The organism is Hymenobacter sp. 15J16-1T3B, from assembly GCF_020711235.1.
In the GTDB taxonomy this organism is placed as follows: Bacteria; Bacteroidota; Bacteroidia; order Cytophagales; family Hymenobacteraceae; genus Solirubrum.
Genome location: NZ_JAJFAV010000004.1, coordinates 462172 through 483245, shown reverse-complemented (window position 1 = coordinate 483245; position 21074 = coordinate 462172). Strand labels below are relative to the sequence as shown.

At 61.1% G+C, this 21074-nt stretch carries 19 protein-coding genes, 1 tRNA gene and 1 rRNA gene; 7 read left to right on the top strand and 14 right to left on the bottom strand.

Features of this window, described 5'->3' with window-relative positions:
- The 6 genes from LJ737_RS10070 to LJ737_RS10045 all read right to left on the bottom strand — a co-directional run.
- Nucleotides 1-73: ribosomal RNA gene (locus LJ737_RS10070) — 16S ribosomal RNA — on the bottom strand; the annotation flags it as partial.
- Between the two features lie 705 nt (nt 74-778).
- Nucleotides 779-2050, bottom strand: a complete 1272-nt coding sequence (locus tag LJ737_RS10065; RefSeq protein WP_227765251.1) for an adenylosuccinate synthase — start codon at nt 2048-2050, stop codon at nt 779-781.
- Nucleotides 2051-2401: an STAS domain-containing protein gene (locus LJ737_RS10060; RefSeq protein WP_078011413.1), complete on the bottom strand. Its 351-nt coding sequence runs from the start codon at nt 2399-2401 to the stop codon at nt 2051-2053.
- Nucleotides 2398-2868, bottom strand: coding sequence for a Fur family transcriptional regulator (locus LJ737_RS10055; protein WP_227765248.1), 471 nt, complete (start codon nt 2866-2868; stop codon nt 2398-2400). Before LJ737_RS10055 ends, LJ737_RS10060 begins: the two co-directional genes overlap by 4 nt.
- 240 nt (nt 2869-3108) lie before the next feature.
- The gene (locus LJ737_RS10050) at nt 3109-5316 is read right to left on the bottom strand and encodes a RelA/SpoT family protein (RefSeq protein ID WP_227765246.1); all 2208 of its coding nucleotides are present in this window, start codon (nt 5314-5316) and stop codon (nt 3109-3111) included.
- Between the two features lie 184 nt (nt 5317-5500).
- Nucleotides 5501-5719, bottom strand: a complete 219-nt coding sequence (locus tag LJ737_RS10045; protein ID WP_227765244.1) for a hypothetical protein — start codon at nt 5717-5719, stop codon at nt 5501-5503.
- A 609-nt stretch (nt 5720-6328) separates the two neighbouring features.
- On the opposite strand from LJ737_RS10045, the gene LJ737_RS10040 reads away from it, so the two are divergent.
- The 4 genes from LJ737_RS10040 to clpX all read left to right on the top strand — a co-directional run bounded on the left by LJ737_RS10040 (nt 6329) and on the right by clpX (nt 10365).
- Nucleotides 6329-6413 (top strand) — tRNA-Leu (locus LJ737_RS10040).
- 127 nt (nt 6414-6540) lie between these two features.
- On the top strand, nt 6541-7869 hold the full coding sequence (gene tig, locus LJ737_RS10035; RefSeq protein WP_227765243.1) for a trigger factor: 1329 nt from the start codon (nt 6541-6543) through the stop codon (nt 7867-7869).
- A gap of 134 nt (nt 7870-8003) precedes the next feature.
- Nucleotides 8004-8708 carry an ATP-dependent Clp protease proteolytic subunit gene (locus tag LJ737_RS10030; protein WP_262907881.1) on the top strand — a complete coding sequence of 235 codons (705 nt, stop codon included), beginning with the start codon at nt 8004-8006 and terminating at the stop codon, nt 8706-8708.
- 430 nt (nt 8709-9138) lie between these two features.
- Entirely contained in the window at nt 9139-10365 is a 1227-nt protein-coding gene (gene clpX, locus LJ737_RS10025; protein WP_227765241.1) for an ATP-dependent Clp protease ATP-binding subunit ClpX, read from the top strand.
- A 422-nt stretch (nt 10366-10787) separates the two neighbouring features.
- Here clpX and lpxB read toward each other — a convergent pair whose 3' ends face one another.
- The 5 genes from lpxB to LJ737_RS10000 form a co-directional block, all read right to left on the bottom strand.
- Complete coding sequence (lpxB, locus tag LJ737_RS10020; RefSeq protein ID WP_227765238.1) at nt 10788-11897, bottom strand: lipid-A-disaccharide synthase; 1110 nt, start codon at nt 11895-11897, stop codon at nt 10788-10790.
- A gap of 92 nt (nt 11898-11989) precedes the next feature.
- Nucleotides 11990-12409 (bottom strand): 6-pyruvoyl trahydropterin synthase family protein, encoded by a 420-nt coding sequence (locus LJ737_RS10015; protein WP_227765235.1) that lies wholly within the window; start codon nt 12407-12409, stop codon nt 11990-11992.
- Nucleotides 12410-12485: 76 nt separating this feature from the next.
- On the bottom strand, nt 12486-13490 hold the full coding sequence (locus LJ737_RS10010) for a FecCD family ABC transporter permease (protein ID WP_227765233.1): 1005 nt from the start codon (nt 13488-13490) through the stop codon (nt 12486-12488).
- Nucleotides 13487-14404, bottom strand: a complete 918-nt coding sequence (locus LJ737_RS10005; RefSeq protein ID WP_227765230.1) for an ABC transporter substrate-binding protein — start codon at nt 14402-14404, stop codon at nt 13487-13489. Before LJ737_RS10005 ends, LJ737_RS10010 begins: the two co-directional genes overlap by 4 nt.
- A 176-nt stretch (nt 14405-14580) precedes the next feature.
- Entirely contained in the window at nt 14581-15492 is a 912-nt protein-coding gene (locus tag LJ737_RS10000) for a bestrophin family protein (protein ID WP_227765229.1), read from the bottom strand.
- A 361-nt stretch (nt 15493-15853) separates the two neighbouring features.
- On the opposite strand from LJ737_RS10000, the gene rfaD reads away from it, so the two are divergent.
- Both rfaD and LJ737_RS09990 read left to right on the top strand, forming a co-directional pair.
- Nucleotides 15854-16819: an ADP-glyceromanno-heptose 6-epimerase gene (rfaD, locus tag LJ737_RS09995; protein ID WP_227765227.1), complete on the top strand. Its 966-nt coding sequence runs from the start codon at nt 15854-15856 to the stop codon at nt 16817-16819.
- Between the two features lie 108 nt (nt 16820-16927).
- Entirely contained in the window at nt 16928-18361 is a 1434-nt protein-coding gene (locus LJ737_RS09990) for an FAD/NAD(P)-binding protein (RefSeq protein ID WP_227765225.1), read from the top strand.
- A gap of 197 nt (nt 18362-18558) precedes the next feature.
- Here LJ737_RS09990 and LJ737_RS09985 read toward each other — a convergent pair whose 3' ends face one another.
- Nucleotides 18559-18816 (bottom strand): hypothetical protein, encoded by a 258-nt coding sequence (locus LJ737_RS09985; RefSeq protein ID WP_227765223.1) that lies wholly within the window; start codon nt 18814-18816, stop codon nt 18559-18561.
- A gap of 115 nt (nt 18817-18931) precedes the next feature.
- Nucleotides 18932-19933 carry a zinc-binding dehydrogenase gene (locus LJ737_RS09980; RefSeq protein ID WP_227765221.1) on the bottom strand — a complete coding sequence of 334 codons (1002 nt, stop codon included), beginning with the start codon at nt 19931-19933 and terminating at the stop codon, nt 18932-18934.
- Nucleotides 19934-20078: 145 nt separating this feature from the next.
- On the opposite strand from LJ737_RS09980, the gene LJ737_RS09975 reads away from it, so the two are divergent.
- On the top strand, nt 20079-20561 hold the full coding sequence (locus LJ737_RS09975) for a MarR family winged helix-turn-helix transcriptional regulator (RefSeq protein ID WP_227765219.1): 483 nt from the start codon (nt 20079-20081) through the stop codon (nt 20559-20561).
- A gap of 98 nt (nt 20562-20659) precedes the next feature.
- Here LJ737_RS09975 and LJ737_RS09970 read toward each other — a convergent pair whose 3' ends face one another.
- Nucleotides 20660-21064 carry a thiol-disulfide oxidoreductase DCC family protein gene (locus LJ737_RS09970; protein WP_227765217.1) on the bottom strand — a complete coding sequence of 135 codons (405 nt, stop codon included), beginning with the start codon at nt 21062-21064 and terminating at the stop codon, nt 20660-20662.
- Nucleotides 21065-21074: the final 10 nt, after the last annotated feature.

Genomic DNA, 21074 nt, shown 5'->3' with positions numbered 1-21074 from the left:
ACCCCCGTTCGACTTGCATGTATTAGGCCTGCCGCTAGCGTTCATCCTGAGCCAGGATCAAACTCTCCATTGTAAAAGTTTGTTTGCCGTCCGAAGACGACGATTGTCTTGGCCATCTTTTGTCGTTGTCGTGCCGAAGCACGACGGTCTGACAGGATTGGTTTGTTCGTTTCGCTTGGTTCACTACCTGCCACGCTTCACAGCGCTTCGGTAGCTACTACCTTGTCGTTTTCAACACTCTCTCAAAGAACGTGCGGCCTCCGCTTGAGACCGTAGCGCCGCGCAGCTCGCGGCGTTGTTTGCGTTTCGGGTTGCAAAGGTAAGAAGCGTTTTCCTTCGTTTGCAAGCCCCGGGGCAACTTTTTTTTCGTTGACCCGTTCCTTTCAATCTCTCCCGGCTCGCGTTTCGAACCGGGCTGCAAAGGTAGCAAACTCGTTGCTCTCGTTGCAAGTTCCAGCGGCAAGTTTTTTTTCTCGCCGCCTTTCTTCACCTGCCGTTTCAAAGCAAAACGGCGGGCAAAGGTCGGAACGTTTGGGCTTTCGTGTCAAGTCCCGGGGGCAACTTTTTTTTAGCTGCTCGCGTGTCTTGCCGCTTCCTGCTGAACCGGGGTGCAAAGGTAGCACATCCGATTTCAGAAAGTCAAGAGCCTTGACCGAAAAACTTTTCAAAACTTCCTCGTTTGAGGTTTCAGCTGGCCGTTTGCCGAACTAGGATGACAAAGGTAAGGCCCGCTTGCGCAAAGTCAAGCGGGCCTTCGCATTTATTTTTCGGCGGGTGGCTAGTTCCGGTGGATGGTGCTGACGCGGTCGGGGCCGACGCTGACGATGCTGACAGGCACTTGGAGCTGCTGCTCAAGGTACTGCACGTAGGAGGTCAGTTGGGCGGGCAAGGCCTCGGGGGTTGAAATGTTATCGAGGCTGGTTTGCCAGCCCGGCAGCGCTGTGTACTCGGGAGTGAGTTCCTGCAGCTCGGCGAGGTCGAGCAGGTGCTCGGTAGTGCTGCCGTCGGGGCGCTTGTAGTGAGTGCAGACCTGGATTTCGTCGAAATCGGAAAGCACGTCGGCTTTCATCAAGTGGATTTCGGTGACGCCGTTCAGCATGATGGCGTAGCGCAGGGCCGGTAGGTCGATCCAACCGCAGCGGCGGGGACGACCGGTAGTGGAGCCGAATTCGTGGCCGGCCTGGCGGATCTTCTCCCCTACTTCGTCGTGAAGCTCGGTGGGGAACGGGCCGCTGCCGACGCGGGTGCAGTAGGCTTTGCTAATGCCGTACACCTTATCGATGTGCTTCGGGGCGATGCCGAGGCCGGTGCAGGCGCCGGCTACTACGGTGCTGCTGGAGGTGACGAAGGGATAGGTACCAAAGTCGATGTCGAGCAGGGAGCCTTGGGCGCCTTCGGCCAGGATGCGTTTGCCCTGGGCCAGCAGGTCATTCAGCAGGTATTCGGTGTCGGTGAGGCGGAGCTGGCGGAGCTCTTCGACGGCTTCGAAGAAGATAGGCTCGGCTTCCTCGATTTCCAGCTCGCGCTGGTGGAAGTTGGCCAGCTGACGGTGCCGCCCGACGGCTTCGTTGTAGCGCTCCTTAAAGTTAGGGTGCAGGATGTCTCCTACTCGCAGGCCGGTGCGGCCGATTTTGTCCTGGTAGGTCGGGCCGATACCTTTTAGGGTGGAACCGATTTTGCCACCGCCACGGGCTTCTTCCCAGATCCGGTCCAGCGCGCGGTGCGAGGGGAGGATGAGCTGGGCTTTCTTAGAGATGTAGAGATTGGCGGTGCCGTCGACGCCGCGGGCGGTGAGCTTGCGCAGCTCTTCGCGGAACACGACAGGGTCGAGAACGACGCCGTTGCCGACTACATTAATAATGTGCGGGTGGAAGATACCCGATGGCACCTGGTGCAGAACGTGCTTGGTGCCGTTGAAGGTGAGGGTGTGGCCGGCGTTTGGGCCGCCTTGAAAACGAGCTACTACGTCGTACGTGGGTGCAAGCACATCCACGATTTTACCTTTTCCTTCGTCGCCCCACTGGAGGCCAACGAGTACGTCTACGGGCATTTAGTTGGCGTTTTTGAGCAAGCTAGAGGCAGCTGCTTCGTCGTCGGCAATGGTGAAGATGGAGGTGAGTTTGGTTAGCGCCAGCATTTTGCGCGGGTGCTCGGCGGGGTTGATCAGCACCAACTCGCCGCCGCGGCTGCGGAACTTGGTCAGCAGCGACACAAGTACGCCAATGCCGGAGCTGTTGACGTAGCGGACGTTGGAGAGGTCGACGGAACAGAGCTTCACGGCTTCGTCGCCGAGGTGCTGGTCAACGGTCTGGAGGAGTTGTTGGGAATCGGGGCTGCCAATCAGGTCGCCGGAAAGGCGGACCGAAAGGATGCCGTCTTGCAGGTTGGCGTCGGTTCTCATTCAGTTGTACTACGAGCGGCTTTGGCGCGGCAGTCGCCGCAAATGCCGTAAAGATTCAGAGAGTGGTGCAAGATATGGAAGTTCAATAACTCCCCGACCATGGTCTGGATGCCGTGGATGCGCGGGTCGCAGAACTCCACGACTTTGTGGCACTCGGTGCAGATGACGTGGTCGTGCTGGCGGTAGCCGTAGGACTTCTCGTACTGAGCGAGGTTGCGGCCGAACTGGTGCTTGCTAACAAGGTGGTGCTCGACGAGCAAATCCAGGGTGTTGTACACCGTGGCGCGGCTGACCTGCACGCCGCGGTCTTTCATGCCGGCGTAGAGCTCTTCTACGTCGAAGTGGCCGGTGCGCGAGTAGATTTCCTCCAAGATGGCGTACCGCTCAGAGGTCTTGCGCAGGCCCTTGCTTTCGAGGTAGGCGGTGAAAATCTTCTTTACCTCCTCGTACTTCTCAACATCTAGCATGAGCGCAGATGGGCTATGATTCGGGACTGATAACCATGATGCGGGTGGTTTTGTCGCAGCACAATTATGGGTCGGATGGATTTACTGGTGGCCGGCTCCTATATATACTAAGGAGTACTGGTTTTGGACTTCGTTGTACTGCAGAGCCGTTTTATGGTTTGTGGACAACAATTGAAAGAAGCAGTAGAGATGCTTCGACAAGCTCAGCATGACGTTCTTTATCATTGCTGTCCATATAGTTTAGGAACCGAAACGTTCGACGGACAACACGCCGCGGACGCGGCTCAGGCGCTGGATGAGCTTTTCGAGGTGGGCCGTGTCATTGACGAACACCATGATCTGGCCCTCAAACATGCCGTCATCGGAGTCGATGGTGATGGAGCGCATGTTTACCTTGAGGCTGTTCGAAATGATTTTGGTGACGTCGTTGACGAGGCCGACGCGGTCGGAGCCTTTGATGCGGATGCCGGCCAAGAAGGCCAGTTCCAGCTGCTCGGTCCACTTGGCGCGCACAATGCGGTTGCCGAAGCTGGACATGAGCGTAGTGGCCTTGGGGCAGGACGTACGGTGAATAACGATACCCTGGTCGGTTTCGAAGCCGAACACGTCGTCGCCTGGGATGGGGTTGCAGCAGGTGGCAATCGTGTAACGGATGTGGTCGGTGGTCTGGCCGATAACTAACATATCCGGGCGCACGCCGCGCAGCTTCTGCACTTCCTGGTCGAAAGTCTTCGGCTCCAGCATCGACGGGGTACGCGGGAGCGGGACGGTCGGGTCGAAGAGACTTTCCTTGATTTCGCGGCCATCGACTTGGCCAATTGCCAAGCGGTAATAGAATTCGTGGGCGTTATGAACGTTGAAGTGCGCCAGCAGGCGGTTCAGGTTGTCCTGGGTCTGCTCCACTCCTATCAGCTCCAAGCGCTTTTCGAGCAGGAACTTGCCATCCTCGGCCTTGGCCCGCTTGTCGTCGCGCAGGTAGTCCTTGATGCGGGTGCGGGCCTTGGACGTAGTCACATAGCTAAGCCACTCCTCGGTTGGGCGCTGCTTTTGCGAGGTTAGGATTTCGACCTGGTCACCGTTGCGCAGCCGGTAGCTCAGCGGCTCTAGCTTCTGGTTGACTTTGGCGCCGAGGCACTGCAGACCGATGTGGGTGTGGATTTCGAAAGCGAAATCCAGGGCCGTGGCGCCGTCGGGCAGGATGACCAGCTTGCCTTTCGGGGTAAAGACGTAAACCTCCTTGACGAAGAGGTTCTGGCGGAACTCGTCCATGAACTCCAGGGCGCTGGAGTTGTTGGTTTCGAGCATCTCGCGCACCTTGTTGATCCACGCTTCGAGCGAGGACTCGGGTTGCACGGCGCCGGTGTCCTTGTATTTCCAGTGCGCGGCGTAGCCTTTTTCGGCAATGTCGTCCATACGCCGAGAGCGGATTTGCACTTCTACCCACTGACCGGTTTGAGACATGACGGTGGTGTGCAGGCTCTCGTAACCGTTGGCTTTGGGCGTGCTCACCCAGTCGCGCAGGCGGTCGGGGTTGGGCTGGTAGAAGTCGGTGACGATAGAGTAGACGCGCCAGCAGGCGGCTTTTTCCTGCTCCGGCGGCACGTCGAGAATGATGCGGATGGCAAACAGGTCGTAGACTTCCTCGAAGGGAATATTCTGCTTGCGCATCTTCCGCAGGATGGAATAGATGCTCTTGGGACGGCCCTTGATTTCGAAGTCGAAGCCCTGGGCTTTCAGCTCATCGTCGAGCGGAGCCACGAACTCCTTAATAAATCGGTTGCGGGCGCCGCGGCTCTGGCGCACCTTCTGCGTCAGGTCGCGGAAGGTATCGGTGTCGGTGTACTTCAGGTGCAGGTCCTCCAGCTCGCTCTTGATGGCGTAGAGACCGAGGCGGTGGGCCAGCGGGGCGTAGAGGTAGATGGTTTCCGAGGCGATTTTGAGCTGCTTGTGGCGCGGCATCGAGTCGAGCGTCCGCATGTTGTGCAGACGGTCGGCGATTTTGATGAGGATAACGCGCACGTCTTCCGACAGCGTTAGCAGCATCTTGCGGAAGTTCTCGGCCTGCTCGGAGGTGCCGTAATCGAACACACCCGAAATCTTCGTGAGGCCGTCGACGATGCGGGCGACCTTGGTACCGAACTCCCGCTCCACGTCGGAAATTTCCCAGGGCGTGTCCTCCACCACGTCGTGCAGCAGGGCGGCCACGATGCTGGTGGTGCCCAGGCCGATTTCCTCCACCACAATTTGGGCCACGGCCAGCGGGTGCAGGATGTACGGCTCACCGGACTTGCGGCGCATGTCCTTGTGGGCCTCCAGGGAGGTGTTGAAGGCCTTTTTGATGAGCTTGGCGTCGCCACCCTTCAGGTAGGGCTTGGCCGTGCGGAGCAGTTTGCGGTAGTGGCGCAGGATTTCCTGCCGCTCTACCTCCGGATCTATGAGAGTTGCCATTGGCGAAAAAGCACTGCGGGCCGCTTGCGGAAGGCGGCCGACGAAGGTACGAAAACCGCGCCCGGTGGGGTGGACTTCGCGGGGCCGGACTGTTCGAGTGAACGGTTCGGATTGGTATACCTATTAAGATAACAACGGAACAGGGATAGGCGTTGCCAAAAGCGTTGAATGCAAAGTCATGTCCCTAACCTTTCCGCTTCATCCGCTCAAGTAGCTTCAGCAGCGCTTCGCGGTTCTTAGCCAATTGCATGAACAATGGCAGCTTCTCTACCATGGTCGCGTACCGGCGGTTGTTTCGCTCCCTGACCTTGGCTGCAATATATTGCTCCAAGTACAGGAGGTGCTCCGCGTTGTAAGCCCAGAGCACCTCGTCTTTGAATGGTGCCTGGTACCAGAGTGCCAAACCGAAAAATGGCTCCTTAGCGTCCGTTCGAAATGCGGGCCAGTAGCTGAGCTTATACGTCGGCTGATAGGATTTCACGCTGTCACACGCCGGGCATTTCACTTTGATAGCCTGCCTTCTACTTTTTACCCGCGGTCTATCAATACTGATTCGGTGCGCACACTGGCTGCAATAGACATTCAGGCTTAGGTCGTACTGTCCCGGGTTGGGGTTGTGCTGGTAATGACAATTGACGCAGCAAAATTTACTGCGGTGGCTATTAGGTTCTTTTTCCACCTCGGCCTTCTGCTGGCAGTTAGGACAACAGACCGATATTCTACGGGCAAAAGACCACAGGACCAGATTCTGATCCTTGAAGCGGGTGGAATGAACTGCCTCTGCCATCTATAAAACTCCATATGGCCGTTTATTCAAGATAAGGATAATGCGGGTTTATTTCCGGCTCTACTTGATCATTGCCCACCGAACAAGCAACCGAGACGCCTTGGCAAGCTCCGCAGCAAGTTCTGCTGCCAGGCACCGCCCCGCCTAACCGCCAACTTGGCGCAAGGGTTTGATATTCCGCGGCACTTGTTTAGCTTTGCGGCCCCGCGGCGGCCGGCCGTGCATGCGGATGTGGCGAAATTGGTAGACGTGCCAGACTTAGGATCTGGTGCCGCAAGGCGTGTGGGTTCGAGTCCCTCCATCCGCACCACTCCGCTGCTGTTTCGGCAGCAGCCTCGATGCAGGCCCTCAACACCCCGGCCCCGGTGCGTTGGGGGCTTGTTGCCTTTTTATCTAACTGGGCCCACGGCCCGCTTACTTTTAACCTCCGACTCGTTTTGGACATCACCCTCGACAACAAAGACGAACAGCAGGGCGCCCTGCTGACCGTGCGCCTCACGGAAGCCGACTACTCGGAAGCAGTAGAAAAGCAGATCAAGGACGTCAGCAAGCGGGCGCAGATCAAGGGCTTCCGGCCGGGTAAGGTGCCGGCGGCGCTGGTGCGCAAAATGTACGGCAAAGGCGTGCTGGTTGACGAAATCAACAAGCAGCTGAACTCGGCGGTTGACACCTACATCAAGGAGAACAAGCTGCGCCTGCTGGGCGACCCGCTGCCCGTGCCCGCCAACGTGGATTTCGACACCCAGAAGGACTTCGAATTCCAGTTCGAGCTGGGCCTGGTGCCCGATTTCTCGCTGCCCACCGGCGACGGGTTCGAAGTAGAGCGCCCGAAAGTAGAGCTGGACCAGAACACGCTGGACGAGACCTACGAGCAGATCGGCCGCCAGTTCGGTGAAAACACCAACCCGGAAACGGCCGAAGCTGGTGACTACATTTCGGGTCAGCTGAAGCAGGAAACCACCGAGTTTTCGCAGAAAGTGCTGCTGCCCACCAACAAGCTGAAGAACGGCGCCGACAAGTTCGTGGGCGTGAAGGCCGGCGACGTGGTGACCTTCGACCTGAAGGACGCTTTCGGCGGCGACGCCACCCTGATTGCCAACTTCACCGGCCTCTCGAAGGAGCTGGCTGCTGGCGTTGACGGCGAGTACACTTTCGAGGTAGAGCAAATCCACCGCTCGAAGCAGGCGGAGTACGACCAAGAGCTGTTCGACAAAGTGTTTGGCAAGGACATCGTGACTTCGAAGGAAGATTTCGACGCCAAAGTGCGCGAGACCATCCAGGAGAACTACGACCGGGAGTCGAACAACGTGTTGAACCGTCGTCTGATCCAGAAAATCGTTGACTCGACCGAAATCAACCTGCCCAAGGAGTTCTTCAAGAAGTGGCTGGTAGCCGCCAACCAAGGCAAGCTGACCAAGGAGCAGGTTGAGGAAAACTACGCGGACTACGAGAAGGAGCTGAAGTGGTCCTTGATCCGCAACAAAGTGGTGGAAGACCAGGGCCTGAAGGTATCCAACGAGGAAATCATGGACCGCACCATGGACAAGATTCTGGCCCAGTTCAACATGCCGGAGGTATCGGAGGAGCTGCGCGAATCGGTGCGCGGTTTTGCCGACAACTACCTGCGTCAGGAGAACGGCAAGAACTACGTGCAGGAGTACGAAGCCATTCTGGCAGACAAAGTAGTCGACAGCCTGCGTGGTCAGATTGTTGTGAAGGACCAGCCGATGACGGCCGAGGACTTCCGGAGCAACCCGCAAGCGTAAATCTTACGCCGGGGTTGATTCCCGCTAAAAAAAAGCCCTTACTTCGTCGGAGTAAGGGCTTTTTTCGTACCCTTGACCTCCGGCCCAGGCGCCGGCATCAGCCGTACTAACCATCTCTCCTACCTTTTCAGTCAATGCTGAACAAACAGGAATTCCGCAAATTCGCCGTTAAGGGCCAAGGCCTGAGCGGCTTGGGTGTCGATCAGTATCTGCACCACATCGAAGGCCAAAGCCGCCATTTCGTCACGGACATGACGCGCTCGGTTATCGAAGAGCGCCCCACGCGCTTCGCCGAAATCGACGTATTCTCCCGCCTGATCATGGACCGCATCGTGTTCCTGGGCACGCCGGTTGACGATTATATTGCTAACATCATCACGGCTCAGCTGCTCTTCCTGGAGTCGGCCGACGCCAAGAAGGACATTCTGCTCTACATCAACTCGCCCGGCGGCTCGGTGTACGCTGGCCTCGGCATCTACGACACGATGCAGTACGTGGGTCCGGATGTGGCCACCATCTGCACCGGCTTGGCCGCCTCCATGGGCGCCGTGCTGCTGGCCGGCGGCGCTAAAGACAAGCGCTCGGCCCTGCCCCACGCCCGCGTGATGATTCACCAGCCCTCCGGCGGCGTGCAGGGTCAGTCGTCGGACATCGAAATTACCGCCCGCGAAATCCTCAAGCTGAAGAAGGAGCTGTACGACATCCTGGCCAAGCACACCGGCAAAACCTACCAGGAAGTGCACGACAACTCCGACCGCGACTACTGGATGCGCGCCGACGAAGCTAAGGAATACGGCATCATCGACGAGGTGCTGGAGCGCCACAAGCTGGAGAAATAATCAATCTGAGCGCTTAAATAGAACGTCATTCCGAGCCTGTTGAGGAATCTTGCGTGCTGACGTGAGATACTAACCTTAACGAAGCGGTAGAGATGCTTCGGCAAGCTCAGCATGACGTTCATCTCTAGCGGTTCAAGGTCCGCACGCGAGATGCCTGGGCTGCGCTCGACATGACGTTCTGATTAGCTTTCGGGCATTCCTCCGGCCAGTAATTCCAGCCGTCCGGCCATAAAGTTCACCGGCTGAACTGATGCACATGCAACCGTCTCATTCTGAATGGTAACTTCAGGGTGAGACGGTTGTTCTTTTTGTAGAAGCCCCGCGGTTCGGCACTTTTATGTGAGAGCGGGGCGTTTGCGAATTCGTACCTTTGAGACTGTATCGGCCCTGGCACGGCTAATACCGTTAGTTTTTCGACTTTCCTTCGACAATGGCAGATATCACCTGCTCGTTTTGCGGCAAAAGCAAGCGCGAGGTTTCCATCATGATTTCCGGCATCAACGCGCACATCTGTGAGCGGTGTGTCGGGCAGGCGCAGCAGATTTTGAACGAAGAGAACAAGATTCGTTCAAACTCGAAGACGCCGAAGTTTAACCTCGTGAAGCCCCGCGACATGAAGGAATACCTCGACCAGTACGTGGTAGGCCAGGATGAAGCGAAGAAGGTGCTGTCGGTGGCCGTCTACAACCACTACAAACGCCTGATGCAGAAGCCTGCCGGCAAGGACGATGTGACGATTGAAAAATCGAACATCATCATGGTGGGCGAGACGGGCACGGGCAAGACCTTCCTGGCCAAGATGCTGGCCTCGGTGCTGCAAGTGCCCTTCTGCATTGCCGACGCGACGGTGCTGACCGAAGCCGGCTACGTGGGCGAGGACGTGGAAAGTATCCTGACCCGCCTGCTGCAGGCCGCCGACTACAACGTGGAAGCGGCCGAGCGCGGCATCGTGTACATCGACGAAGTAGACAAGATTGCCCGCAAGAGCGACAACCCCAGCATCACCCGCGACGTGAGCGGCGAGGGTGTGCAGCAGGCCATGCTGAAACTGCTGGAAGGCACCACGGTGAATGTGCCCCCGCACGGCGGCCGCAAGCACCCGGAGCAGAAGATGATTACGGTGAACACGGAAAACATCCTGTTCATCTGCGGCGGCGCTTTCGTGGGCATTGAACGCATCATCAAGAGTCGCCTGAACACCAAGCCGCTGGGCTTCGCCAAGACGCTGCTGGACGAGAAGGTGGACACCAATAACTTCCTGCGCTACATCACGGCCCAGGATCTGAAGCAGTTCGGCCTCATTCCCGAGCTGATCGGCCGCCTGCCGGTGCTCACGCATCTGAACCCGCTGGACAAGGCCACGCTGCGCATGATCTTGACGGAGCCCAAGAACTCCATCCTGAAGCAGTACAACCGCCTGTTCGAGATGGAAGGCATCACGCTCTCGTTTACCGACGAGGCCCTGGACTACATCGTGGAGAAGGCCGACGAGTACCGCCTCGGCGCCCGCGGCCTGCGTAGCATCTGTGAAAGCATCATGACCGACGCCATGTTCGACATGCCTTCGGTGACGGATCAGACGGAGTTGATTATCGACTTAGACTACGCCCACGAGAAATTCGAGAAGTCGCCGCTGAAGCAGTTGCGGGCGGCGTAAGACGCAACACTGCATTAAGCAAAAGGCGCTGGAACAGCTGTTCCAGCGCCTTTTGTATTTAACTGGGTGCTTGGGATACTACTATGGGCACCCTACTCCTGACGGCTCCCTCTTGGCGCATTTACTCTTCGACTACGACAACACCACCTGGCGGGAATTCCCAAGTTTAGTCATCTTGGTCATAGACCTTGTCTACAGCTTGTTGATACAAACTATTAGACAAACGTATTGCCTGCACTGGGTGCCAAGCAACAGAGCCCTCGTTTATAAGTTTCACATAAACAGTGTGTTTCATGCAGGAAAGGCATGAAACGTTGCAAACACAAGCGCAGCCACTTTCCTCGCATCAGAGGTCTGTGGCTGCGCTTGGTAGTTGGTGCAGGGCGCGAGGGAGGCCCTTCGCGCTGCTCAGGATGACGGCCTTATTTATTCAAATACCCCACCATCAGTTCCGCTGCTTTGTCGGCGGCGTTGGTGCGGCCGAGCTTCTCGCGGATTTCGGCGTAGCCGGCTTTTACTTCGGAAATGTATTTCTCGTCGTCCAGCACGCGGTGCAGCTCGGTGACGAGGTTGCGGGCGGTGAAGTCGCCCTGGATCAGCTCTTTTACCACTTCGCGGCCGGCAATGAGGTTGACCAGCGAAATGTACTTGACCTTAATAAAGGACTTGGCCAGGTGGTACGACACGGCGCTGGTGCGGTAGCAAACCACTTGGGGCACATCGAACAGGGCCGTTTCCAGGGTGGCGGTGCCGCTGGTGACCACGGCGGCTTTGGCGTGGCGCAGCAGGTCGTAGGTTTGGTCGACGACGATGCGCACGTTGATGCGCTCGAAGTGGCGGTAGTAACCGGGGTCGAGGTTGGAGACGCCGGCCACCACGAACTGGTAATCGAGGAAGGGCGGCAGGATGCGCAGCATTTCGAAGAGCATTTCCTCGATTTCCTGCTTGCGCGAGCCGGGCAGCACCGCAATGATGGCCCGGTTGGGGTCGAAGCCGTTGCGCTGGTGAAAGTCGTCGGGCATTGGGTGCTCGTGCACAGCGTCGGCGGTGGGATTGCCGATGTAGTCCACGTCGTAGCCGAAGCGCTGGTAGAACTCCTGCTCGAAGGGCAAAATGACAAACATCTTGTCGACCAACGCCTTGATTTTGTGAACGCGCCCCTGATTCCACGCCCAAATTTTGGGCGAAATGTAATAGAACACCTTGATGCCGTGCGCCTTTGCAAACTTGGCCACGCGCAGGTTGAAGCCGGCGTAGTCGACTAGAATTAGCACGTCGGGCTTGTGGGCTAGCAGGTCCTGCTCACACTCCTTGAGGAAACGGCGAAACTTGAACACGGCCGTGGCGGCTTCGAGGAAGCCCATGATGGCCATTTCCTGGTAGTGGTGCACCATGGTGCCGCCGGCTTCCTCCATCATGTCGCCGCCCCAGCAGCGGAATTCCGCGGCGGTATCGCGCTGCTTGAGCGCGTGCATGAGGCGGGCGGCATGGAAGTCGCCGGACCGTTCGCCGGCAATGAGGTAGTATTTCACGGGGTGGAATTCTGAATTATGAATTCTGAATCTTGAATGCTGTCAAGCGCGGCTGGCTCATTCAGCATTCCGAATTCAGCATTCAGAATTGGTTACTCGCCAAAGTATTCGACGAAGTTGCGTGGCGTTTCGTAAATCTTGATACCGTGCAGCTTAGCCCGGTCGGTAATGCTGGGCAGCTCCCGTTCGAGGATTTCCCAAAACGCCACGGCCAGGTTTTCGGTGCTGGCCAGCTTGCCGGCCATGAAGGGCACGTCGAGGTTGAGGTTTTTGTGGTCGACGTGGCGGATGATATGCTCGCGGATCAGCGTGCTAAGGGCTTTCAGATCGACCACGAAGCCGGTTTCGGGGTCGGGCTGGCCTTTGACGGTGACGATGAGGTCGTAATTATGGCCGTGCCAGTTGGCGTTGGCGCAGGGCCCAAACACTTCCTTGTTGCGCTCTTCGCTCCAGGCAGGGTTGTAGAGCTTGTGGGCGGCGTTGAAGTGTTCCTGGCGACTGATGTAAATCATGAGCAGAGAGGCAGTTAGGGGCTTAGGAACGCGGCCGCCGCACCGGCAATGGGCCGATTCGGTCAGGTCCTCGTCCTTAAGCCCCTTTTTTCCGCAGCAAATATACGAAGAACGGTACGCCGAACAGGGCCGTGACCAAGCCAACGGGCAGGCCGGCGGGCGGATTGAGCAGGCGGGCCAGCAGGTCGCAGCCGAGCAGGAAGGTGCCGCCAAGCAAGGCGCAGAACACTACGTTCAGCCGCCCCGTCACGCCCAGCAGCCCGCGCGTGGCGTGCGGCACGATAAGCCCGACGAAGCCCAACGGCCCGCACAGCGCCACCACGCCCGCCGTGATGCCCGACGAGGCCAGCAGCAGCAGCCAGCGGGTGCGGCCCACGTCGAGGCCGAGGGCGGCGGCCCGCTCCTCCCCTAGCAGCAGCACATTCAGGTGGCGGCGCAGCAGCCAAGCCGCCACCATGCCCAGCAGCACCGCCACGGCTGGGCCGCCCAGCAAGGGCCAGCCGGCGCGCTCTAGGCTGCCCAAGCCCCAGGAAAGGGCGGCGCGCAGCTGCGAATCCGTTTGCGCCCGGAATGTAATGAGGCCGCCCAGCGCGTTGAGCAGCGAGGACAGCGCCACGCCGGCCAGCAGCAGTTGCGCGGGAATCAGGCGGCCGCGGCGGCTGCCCAGGCCGATAACCAACAGGGTGGCACCCACCGCCCCGGCCAGGCAGCCCAGCGGCACCAGCCAGGGCGTGACGGCGCTGGCCGCGGGCAGCAGAATGTTTATCACCAGCGCGCCAAGCGAGGCCCCGGAGGCCGTGCTAAGCAAATACGGGTCGGCCAGCGGGTTATTGACCATGGCCTGCATCAAGTAGCCGCTGAGGGCCAGCCCGCCGCCGGCCAGCAAGGCCAGCAGCAGGCGCGGCAACCGCAGCTCGAGCAGCACCACGTGGGCGGGGTTGTCGGCGTCGAAGTGCCACAGCGCCTGCCAGAGCGTGGCGTAGTCGGCGCCGGCGACGCTGCCGATGCGCAGGCCCGCCAGCAGCAGCGCGGCCGCCAGCAGCACGAGGCCCAGGAACAGCAGCGGCGCCCGGCGGTTCATCGGGTGGGGTGCAGCAGGCGCTGCAGCTCGCGCACCGACTCGACTATGCGCGGGCTGGGCCGGTCCATCAGGTCGCCGGTGACGGGAAACACGCGGCGGGTGCGGTAGGCCGTGGTACGGCGCAGCTCGGGGTACATGCGGAAAAAGGTGCTGTCCAGCTGCCCGAAGCGGCCGCCGATGATGACGTCGGGGTTCAGTTTCAGCACGTACTCGCGCGTCAGCGACGGGTACGGCTGCGGAAACTCCTCGGTCAGGGCGTTCTGGCCGCCGGCGAGGCGGATTTTGTCGGTAAAGACGGTGTTGCGGCCGAAGGCGTAGATCGGGTCGTTGGAAATGACAGCCAGCGCGCGAAGCCGGGGCCCAACGGTGTCGGCGCTGATCTGGCCCAGCTCCTGCGCCAACGAGTCGGTCAGGCGCTTGGCCTGCGGCTGGCGCCCAAGCAGGCGACCCAGGTCGCGGAGTCCGCGGAACACGTCGGTGACTTTGCGGTAGCGCTGGTAGTACACCGGAATGCCCAGCTCCTGCAGGCGGGCGGCATCGGCGGGACTGGTAATGCCTTCGACGGTGAAGACTACGTCGGGATGCAGGCCCACGAGGGTCTCGAAATCGAGCGGGTAGCTGTTGACGACGGGTTTGCGGAGCGCGGCGACGGGGTAGTCGCACACCTGGGTGCGGCCGACGATGGTGCTGGTATCGGCCACAGCGTAGAGCATTTCCGTCATCGAGGCGGCCAGGGCCATGATGCGGCGGGGCGGCGCCTTGAACGTGACCGAGCGGCCGAGGTCGTCCTGCACCGTGAGGGGCTGGGGCGGCGCGGCCTGGACCGGGGCGTCGGCGGACGTGGAATCGGTGGCGGGCGAGCAGGCAGCGGCCAGCAGCAGGCTGAGCAGCGGCAACAATCGTCTTCTGGGCATGGCCGGCAAAGGTAGACGGCAGCCCGCCAACGGCCTCACTCTCGGCGCCACCTTAGCGGCTCCCGGTGGCGCCGCTACGGCGCGGCAACAATGGCTACCCGCCACATCACCCCGCCCAGCTGCAAAAAAGCCCGTCACCAACTTGGCAACGGGCATTTTGCGGCTGGGCAAACAGCTTACATTAGGTAAAACTCCTCCGCCTTGCGCGGCTCGGGCACTTGCAGCTCGTGCAGCAGCTGGCGAATGTTGATGTCGATGGTGCGGGCAATGGCCGACACGGGCGTATCGGTGGGCTTGTTGTTGAAGGGGTCTTGCATAAACCTAGCCGTTTTCTCGAGCAGGAAAAACGCCGAAGCCACGACCGTCAGAGCCGGAATTTCCATCAGGCCCACTTCCTCCACCAGGCCCAGCGAGAGGATGATCAGGAAGAGGTAGATGAACAGGTGGATAAACAGGCGGTAGGTCACCGGAAACACCGTGCTCTTGATGCGCTCGGCCTGGCCCATGGAGGCCACCAATCGTACCAAGGTGCTGTCTACCTGCACCTGCTGGAAGGTATTGAGGGCACCGGCCTGCGTGAGCGTGGCCAAGTCGTCGTTGTGCAGCTGCACCAGGGCCAGGGGCTTGTTGCGGTGTTCGGCCAGGAAAGTCATTTCGTCGGCGCTGATAAACTGCGGCAAGCCGGCCAGGGCGTCCTGCCCGCGCAGGCTCTGCCCCAGGCTGTAGCACCAGGCAATCTGGCGGTGGCCCAGGCGGCGCAGCAGGCGGGCGGCTTCGCCCGCGGGCATCTGGCGCGGGTCGATGAACTGGCGCAGCTGCAGCACAAAGCTGCGCGAGTCGTTGACGATGGCACCCCACACCTTGCGCGCCTCCCACCACCGGTCGTACGACTGGTTGATGTTGAAGGCCAGCAGCAGCGAGATGAAGCTGCCCAGAATGGTGGGCAATTGCACCGGCACCGGCGGCAGGTAGGTCGACAGGTACGTCTTGAATATCTGGAAGACCAGGGAGAAGAGAATCACCCGGGCCACGTCCCACTTGATCTGGTGGAAGATATAGCGGTAAGGAATCTTGGTTTCTATTAGCATCGGAGTGGATTTCTGGCTCTGCGAATGAGGGCGCTTAGAACGACTGCCCCAAGCAGGTAGCGGCTTTGGCGGTCCTAGCCATTGCTACGAAATTTTGTGCTGCAGAAGTTCATTTTAGGCCATTAAAATTTAATTAAATCAATATTAATACCGCATTAAACCCCGAATAACCGCATATTAATTGTGTTAATCCGTGCCTCCCCAATCGTTTGTTGTGCTCATCGGGCGCGGTAGGCCCTATTAGCTACTCCGCACTGCTTCCCCGAATAGTCCTGCTACGTGTCCGCTCTAATTCGCCGGGCTACGGCCGAGCGCCGAGAAACTGCGTACTTCGCAGCTCAGAAGAACCCCATTCCAGCTTATGATTATCGTGACGGGCGCAGCGGGCTTTATCGGCAGCTGCCTGGTGAGCCGGCTCAACGCCGATGGCTTCAACGACATCGTCGTCGTCGACAACTTTTCGGTGGAGCGCAAGCTACTCAACCTCAAAGGCAAGCACCTGCGCGAGTACGTGGACCGCAACGAGTTTTTCGACTGGCTTGACCAGAACCACGAGCAGGTGGAGTTCATCTTCCACCTCGGCGCCCGCACCGATACGGCCGAGCAGGACGTGGCCGTGTTCGATTTGCTGAACCTGAACTACAGCAAGCAGATGTGGCAGGCCTGCGTGCGCTACCAGCTGCCGCTGGTGTACGCCTCCTCGGCCGCCACCTACGGCTCGGGCACGCTGGGCTACTCCGACGACGAGGCGCTGCTGCCGCTGCTGCGCCCGCTGAACCCCTACGGCGAATCGAAGAACGACTTCGACAACTGGGCCGTGCAGCAGGCCGAAAAGCCGTTTTTCTGGGCCGGGCTGAAATTTTTCAACGTGTACGGGCCCAACGAATACCACAAGGGCCGCATGGCCTCGGTGATTTTCCACACCTTCCAGCAAGTGCAGCGCACCGGCTCCATGGAGCTGTTTCGCTCGCACAACCCCGACTACGCCGACGGCGAGCAGCAGCGCGACTTCATCTACGTGCGCGACCTAACCGACGTGTGCGTGTTTTTGATGCACCACCGCCGCAACTCGGGCATCTACAACCTGGGCACCGGCCAGGCCCGCACCTTCCTCGACTTGGCCCTAAACACCTTCGCCGCCCTCGACAAGACGGCCGACATCAAGTTCAAGGACACGCCTGAGGACATCCGCGACACCTACCAGTACTTCACCCAGGCCGACATGAGCAAGCTGCGCAGCATTGGCTACGCGCGGCCCTTTACGCCGCTCGAAGACGGAATTCGGGAGTACGTGCGCGACTTTTTGCTGCCTGGCGCGTACCTGTAGCCCCGGACGCGCCGCCTTGCCGTTCAGCCTGCCCGACGGGCATTGTCCGGAATTTTCTCTTTTTTCGGACGAACTGCCCAAGCTCGCTTGGGCCTTGCCTGACTCAGCATGACGCGGCGCAGCATTGTCATCATTGGGGGCGGAGTGGCCGGCAGCCTGCTGGCCCTGCAGCTCACGCGCCTGCCCGGCGGCCCCTGGCCTCTCGACGTGACCGTGGTGGAGCCGCGCCCGCGCCTGGGCCCCGGCACCGCCTACGGCACCAACCGGCCCGAGTGGCTGCTGAACGTACGCAGCGCCGGCCTTTCGGCCCTGCCCGATGCGCCGATGCATTTCGCAGACTGGCTGCAGCGCCGGGGCCTGGCCGATTGCCCGCACGGTTTCTGCTCCCGCCAAACCTACGGCCGTTACATCGAAAGCCTGCTGGAACCGGCGCTGGCGGCACCGGCTCCCAACGGCGTGCGTTTGCAGTGGCTGAATACCCGGGCCGTGGCCGCGCAGCCGTTGCTCGGGCCGGGCCCCACGCTGCGCGTGCAGCTCGCCGATGGCACCTTCCTCGCCGCGCACACGGTGGTGCTGGCACTCGGCAATTACCCGCCGGCCCTGCCCGTGCGGCCGGCCACGGCATATGCTCATCACCCCCGCTTCCATGCCAACCCCTGGCAGCCCGACGCGCTGCGCAGCATCGGCGCCGACGAGTCGGTGCTGCTCATCGGCACCGGCCTGACGGCCCTCGACGCGCTGGTGGCCTTGCGCGCCGACGGGCACCGCGGGCCGCTGCTGGCCGTGTCGCGGCACGGGCAGTGGCCGGCGCCGCACAGCCCCGCCCCGGTTACGCCCTACCCCAACTACTACGCAACGCATGTGGCCGGCTTGCGCACGGTGGGCGAAGTGCTGCGGGTGGTGCGCCAGCAGATGGCCAAGGGTGAAGCCGAGGGCTACAACTGGCGGGCCGTGCTCGACGCGCTCCGTCCCGACCTAGGTCGCATCTGGGCGACCTGGCCCGAGGCGGAGCAACGGCGGTTTTTGCGCCACCTCGGCACGCGCTGGGGCAACGCCCGCCACCGCAACCCGCCGCAAAACGCGGCGGTGCTCGACGACCTGCTGAGCAGCGGCCGCCTGCAGGTGCACCACGGCCGGGTGCGCTACATCGAGCCGCGCGGCGACGCCCAGCTGGCCGTGCGCCTGAGCCGGCACTACGTTTCTACCGAGTTGACGGCCGACCACGTGGTGCTCTGCACCGGCCCGCAGCTCGACTACGCCCAGCTGACCGACCCGCTGGTGGAAAGCCTGCGCGCAGCCGGCCTGCTGGTGCCCGACAGCTTGCACCTGGGCATCGTCACGGATGCCGAAGGCGCCTTGCTGAACGCCGCGGGCGCCGCCTCCGACTGCCTCTACACGCTCGGGCCCAGCCTGCGCCCCTTGTGGTACGAATCGACGGCGGTGCCGGAGCTGCGCCAGCAGGCGGCCAATTTGGCCGGCGTGCTGGCCCGGCAGCACGCCCCCGGCGTGGCCCTGCCCGGCTCGGTGCAGCTGGCGCCCTAACGCTGCGGCAGGCTGGCCCGGCAGTTTTTACAGCGCTTCAGCCCGCGCCCGGTGCGCCGCTGCCTTCCGCAACAGGCATCAAGCCGGCGTCAGTCTGCACTTGACCCGATCCGACAGGGTGGAGCACCGGATAAACGCCAACAAGCGGCCTCCTCGAAAGGAAGCCGCTTGTTAAAAACAAAGTCAGCACAAGTAACCTACGCGGCCAGATCCGTTTCGGGGTAAAGCGGGCGCACGGCGGCATCGGGAGTAACCAGCGGGGCGGCGGCTTCGTCGTGGGTACGGCGCAGGGCGCGCATGAGCAGGTAGCGGTATTTCTCGGCGTCGGCCAGCGCAGTTTCCACGGCGCGCAGCGCATCGTCGAAAGTCACGACGGGCACCATTTCGGCCTCCTCACCGGTGGGATAGGTCAGGTGAAAAACCGGCACGTCGAGGTATTCAGCAGGAGTTTTCATGAGGCTTATAGGCTGGTTGTCAGTGTCAGATTCAAAACACCGGAGCCGCCCGCATCATTCCCAAATCCAGCTCACGCACTAGAATTATTCTTTTTGAAAATCAACAACTTACATGCTATTTTATCTGCAACACAAGCTTACCAAACTGTTGCCCTTGGGCCATGCGCTGCAGGGCCCGCTCGCCGTCGGCCAGGTCGAATACTGCATCCGTAACCGGCACGATTCGGGCAACGTTGACGAGGTCCAGCAGCCCGGCAAAATCCTCGGCCGTGCCCATGGTCGAGCCTAGCACGTCGAGTTGTTTCCAGAAGATGTGGCGGGGCGGCACGTTGGTCATGGTGCCGGTGGTGCCGCCGTAAAACACCAATCGTCCGCCGGGGGCAGCGGCTTCGAGCAGTTCGGCCACGCCCGGCCCGGCGGCGCTGTCCACAATCAGGTCGAACTGCCCGCCGGCCTGCTGCACCAGGGCCTTGCCCCAGCCCGGCTGCCGGTAGCTAATGCCGCCGCGGGCGCCCAGGGCCTGCGCCCGCTCGATTTTGTCGGGGGAGCCGGAGGTTATCCACACCTCGGCGCCGCGGGCCACGGCCAGTTGCAGGGCCAGCAGGGCCACGCCCCCGCCGATGCCGGTGATGAGCACCCGCTCGCCGTGCTGCAGGCGGCCGCGGGTGAACAGGGCACGGTAGGCCGTAACGCCGCCCAGGGGCAGGGCAGCGGCCTGCGCGGCCGTGAGGTGGGCCGGACGCGGGTACACGTTGGCGGCCGGCACGCACACGTATTCGGCGAAAGTGCCGTTTTGCGGCAACCCCAGAATGCTGAACGAACGGGCCTGGGCCCGCGGGTTGTCGCCCCAGTCCTGGCCGGGGTCGATGATGACGGGCAGGTCGCGCAGGCTGTCGTCGATGCCCTCGCCGAGTTCGGCTACGGTGCCGGCGCCGTCGGAGCCGAGGATAATGGGGAAGCGCAGACCGGCGTACTGGCCCTGCTGAATCCAGACGTCGCGGTGGTTGAGGGCGGCGGCTTCGAGGCGCACCAGCACTTGGCCGGGTTGGGGCTCGGGCGTGGGCACCTCGCGCAGCTGCACGGGCTGCCCAACGCCGTCGAGAACAAGAGCTTTCATGGAAAATAAAAAAAGCCGCTGCTAGCGGCAAAATGAGCACTTTTGTGGCGGTAAACCAGCTTACAGTAAACTCGGTTACGGTGAATCCGTTTACGGGTAGGCCGCTGCTGGACCACCCCAGCCGCTGCAACCTAGCAAAAATCCGATGGCCCTACCAACCGATCCGCTGTTCACCTTTGAAGGCCCCGACGACAACCCCGGCTACCTGCTGGCCCAGGCCACGGCGCACTGGCAGCGCAGCCTGACGCAGGTGCTGACGCCGATGAACCTCACACCCAGCCAGTTTCTGCTGCTGGCGGCGGTGCAGCGGCTTTCCGGCCAGCAAACCGAGCCCGTCACGCAGGCCCACGTGGCTCAGCACGCGCACTACGACAAAATGACCACCAGCAAGATAGTGCGGACACTGGAGGAAAAAGGGCTGCTGCAGCGCCCCACCAGCGAGCAGGACGCCCGCGCCCGCAGCCTGCAGCTGACGCCGATGGGCCTGAAAGCCGTGGTACGCGCGGCTTGGGCCCTGGAAGAATTCGACCAACAGTTTTTCGGCAGCAAAGCGGCGGCGCTGATTCAGACCTTGCAGAGCTTGCTGCCGCCCCGTAGCGCGGGCGATGCCCCCGAGCAAGCCGCGTAAACAGCTTTAGACACACGGCGCGGGGCCGGCGCGGAGCAAATGCGCTCCGGGCCGGCCCCGCGCCGTGTGTTCGGTTAACCGTAGAATTCGGCGGCGGGTTATAGGAAGCGCGCCTTCAACTCGGGCGTAGGCAGCCAGCATTCGGTTTGCTTGCCAAACCAGCGGTAGCGGTTGCGGGCCACGAATCGGTACGCCGCGTCGCGCAGAACCCGGGGCAGAATACCGGCCGCCGAGAGCAGGGCCCAGCCGCCGCCGAGGCGGCGCAGGATGCGCAGGATGGCCGTGGAGTGCGTGTAGGCCCGGCCGTCTTCGATGAGCACCACCGAATCGGGGTTGTCGGGGTCCGGGTTGATGCCGCCGGGCATCAGGCGCTGGCCCTCAGCCGACTGCAGCGAGGCAAACCGGAACCGCGCCTGCGGGTCGCGCTCAATGATGAACTGCACCAGCCCGTGGCAGAGGTTGCACACGCCGTCGAAGAGAATTACGGAAGAACCTACCTGCATTGCAACAAGG

Excerpts from the sequence above, each read along its gene's own strand:
- clpX (WP_227765241.1), top strand. The coding sequence starts at position 9,139 with ATGGCAGATATCACCTGCTCGTTTTGCGGCAAAAGCAAGCGCGAGGTT.
- LJ737_RS09975 (WP_227765219.1), top strand. The coding sequence starts at position 20,079 with ATGGCCCTACCAACCGATCCGCTGTTCACCTTTGAAGGCCCCGACGAC.
- LJ737_RS09985 (WP_227765223.1), bottom strand. The coding sequence starts at position 18,816 with ATGAAAACTCCTGCTGAATACCTCGACGTGCCGGTTTTTCACCTGACC.
- LJ737_RS10000 (WP_227765229.1), bottom strand. The coding sequence starts at position 15,492 with ATGCTAATAGAAACCAAGATTCCTTACCGCTATATCTTCCACCAGATC.
- LJ737_RS10030 (WP_262907881.1), top strand. The coding sequence starts at position 8,004 with ATGCTGAACAAACAGGAATTCCGCAAATTCGCCGTTAAGGGCCAAGGC.
- LJ737_RS10015 (WP_227765235.1), bottom strand. The coding sequence starts at position 12,409 with ATGATTTACATCAGTCGCCAGGAACACTTCAACGCCGCCCACAAGCTC.
- rfaD (WP_227765227.1), top strand. The coding sequence starts at position 15,854 with ATGATTATCGTGACGGGCGCAGCGGGCTTTATCGGCAGCTGCCTGGTG.
- LJ737_RS09990 (WP_227765225.1), top strand. The coding sequence starts at position 16,928 with ATGACGCGGCGCAGCATTGTCATCATTGGGGGCGGAGTGGCCGGCAGC.
- LJ737_RS10010 (WP_227765233.1), bottom strand. The coding sequence starts at position 13,490 with ATGAACCGCCGGGCGCCGCTGCTGTTCCTGGGCCTCGTGCTGCTGGCG.
- LJ737_RS10060 (WP_078011413.1), bottom strand. The coding sequence starts at position 2,401 with ATGAGAACCGACGCCAACCTGCAAGACGGCATCCTTTCGGTCCGCCTT.
- LJ737_RS09970 (WP_227765217.1), bottom strand. The coding sequence starts at position 21,064 with ATGCAGGTAGGTTCTTCCGTAATTCTCTTCGACGGCGTGTGCAACCTC.
- LJ737_RS10005 (WP_227765230.1), bottom strand. The coding sequence starts at position 14,404 with ATGCCCAGAAGACGATTGTTGCCGCTGCTCAGCCTGCTGCTGGCCGCT.
- LJ737_RS10065 (WP_227765251.1), bottom strand. The coding sequence starts at position 2,050 with ATGCCCGTAGACGTACTCGTTGGCCTCCAGTGGGGCGACGAAGGAAAA.
- LJ737_RS09980 (WP_227765221.1), bottom strand. The coding sequence starts at position 19,933 with ATGAAAGCTCTTGTTCTCGACGGCGTTGGGCAGCCCGTGCAGCTGCGC.
- LJ737_RS10055 (WP_227765248.1), bottom strand. The coding sequence starts at position 2,868 with ATGCTAGATGTTGAGAAGTACGAGGAGGTAAAGAAGATTTTCACCGCC.
- LJ737_RS10050 (WP_227765246.1), bottom strand. The coding sequence starts at position 5,316 with ATGGCAACTCTCATAGATCCGGAGGTAGAGCGGCAGGAAATCCTGCGC.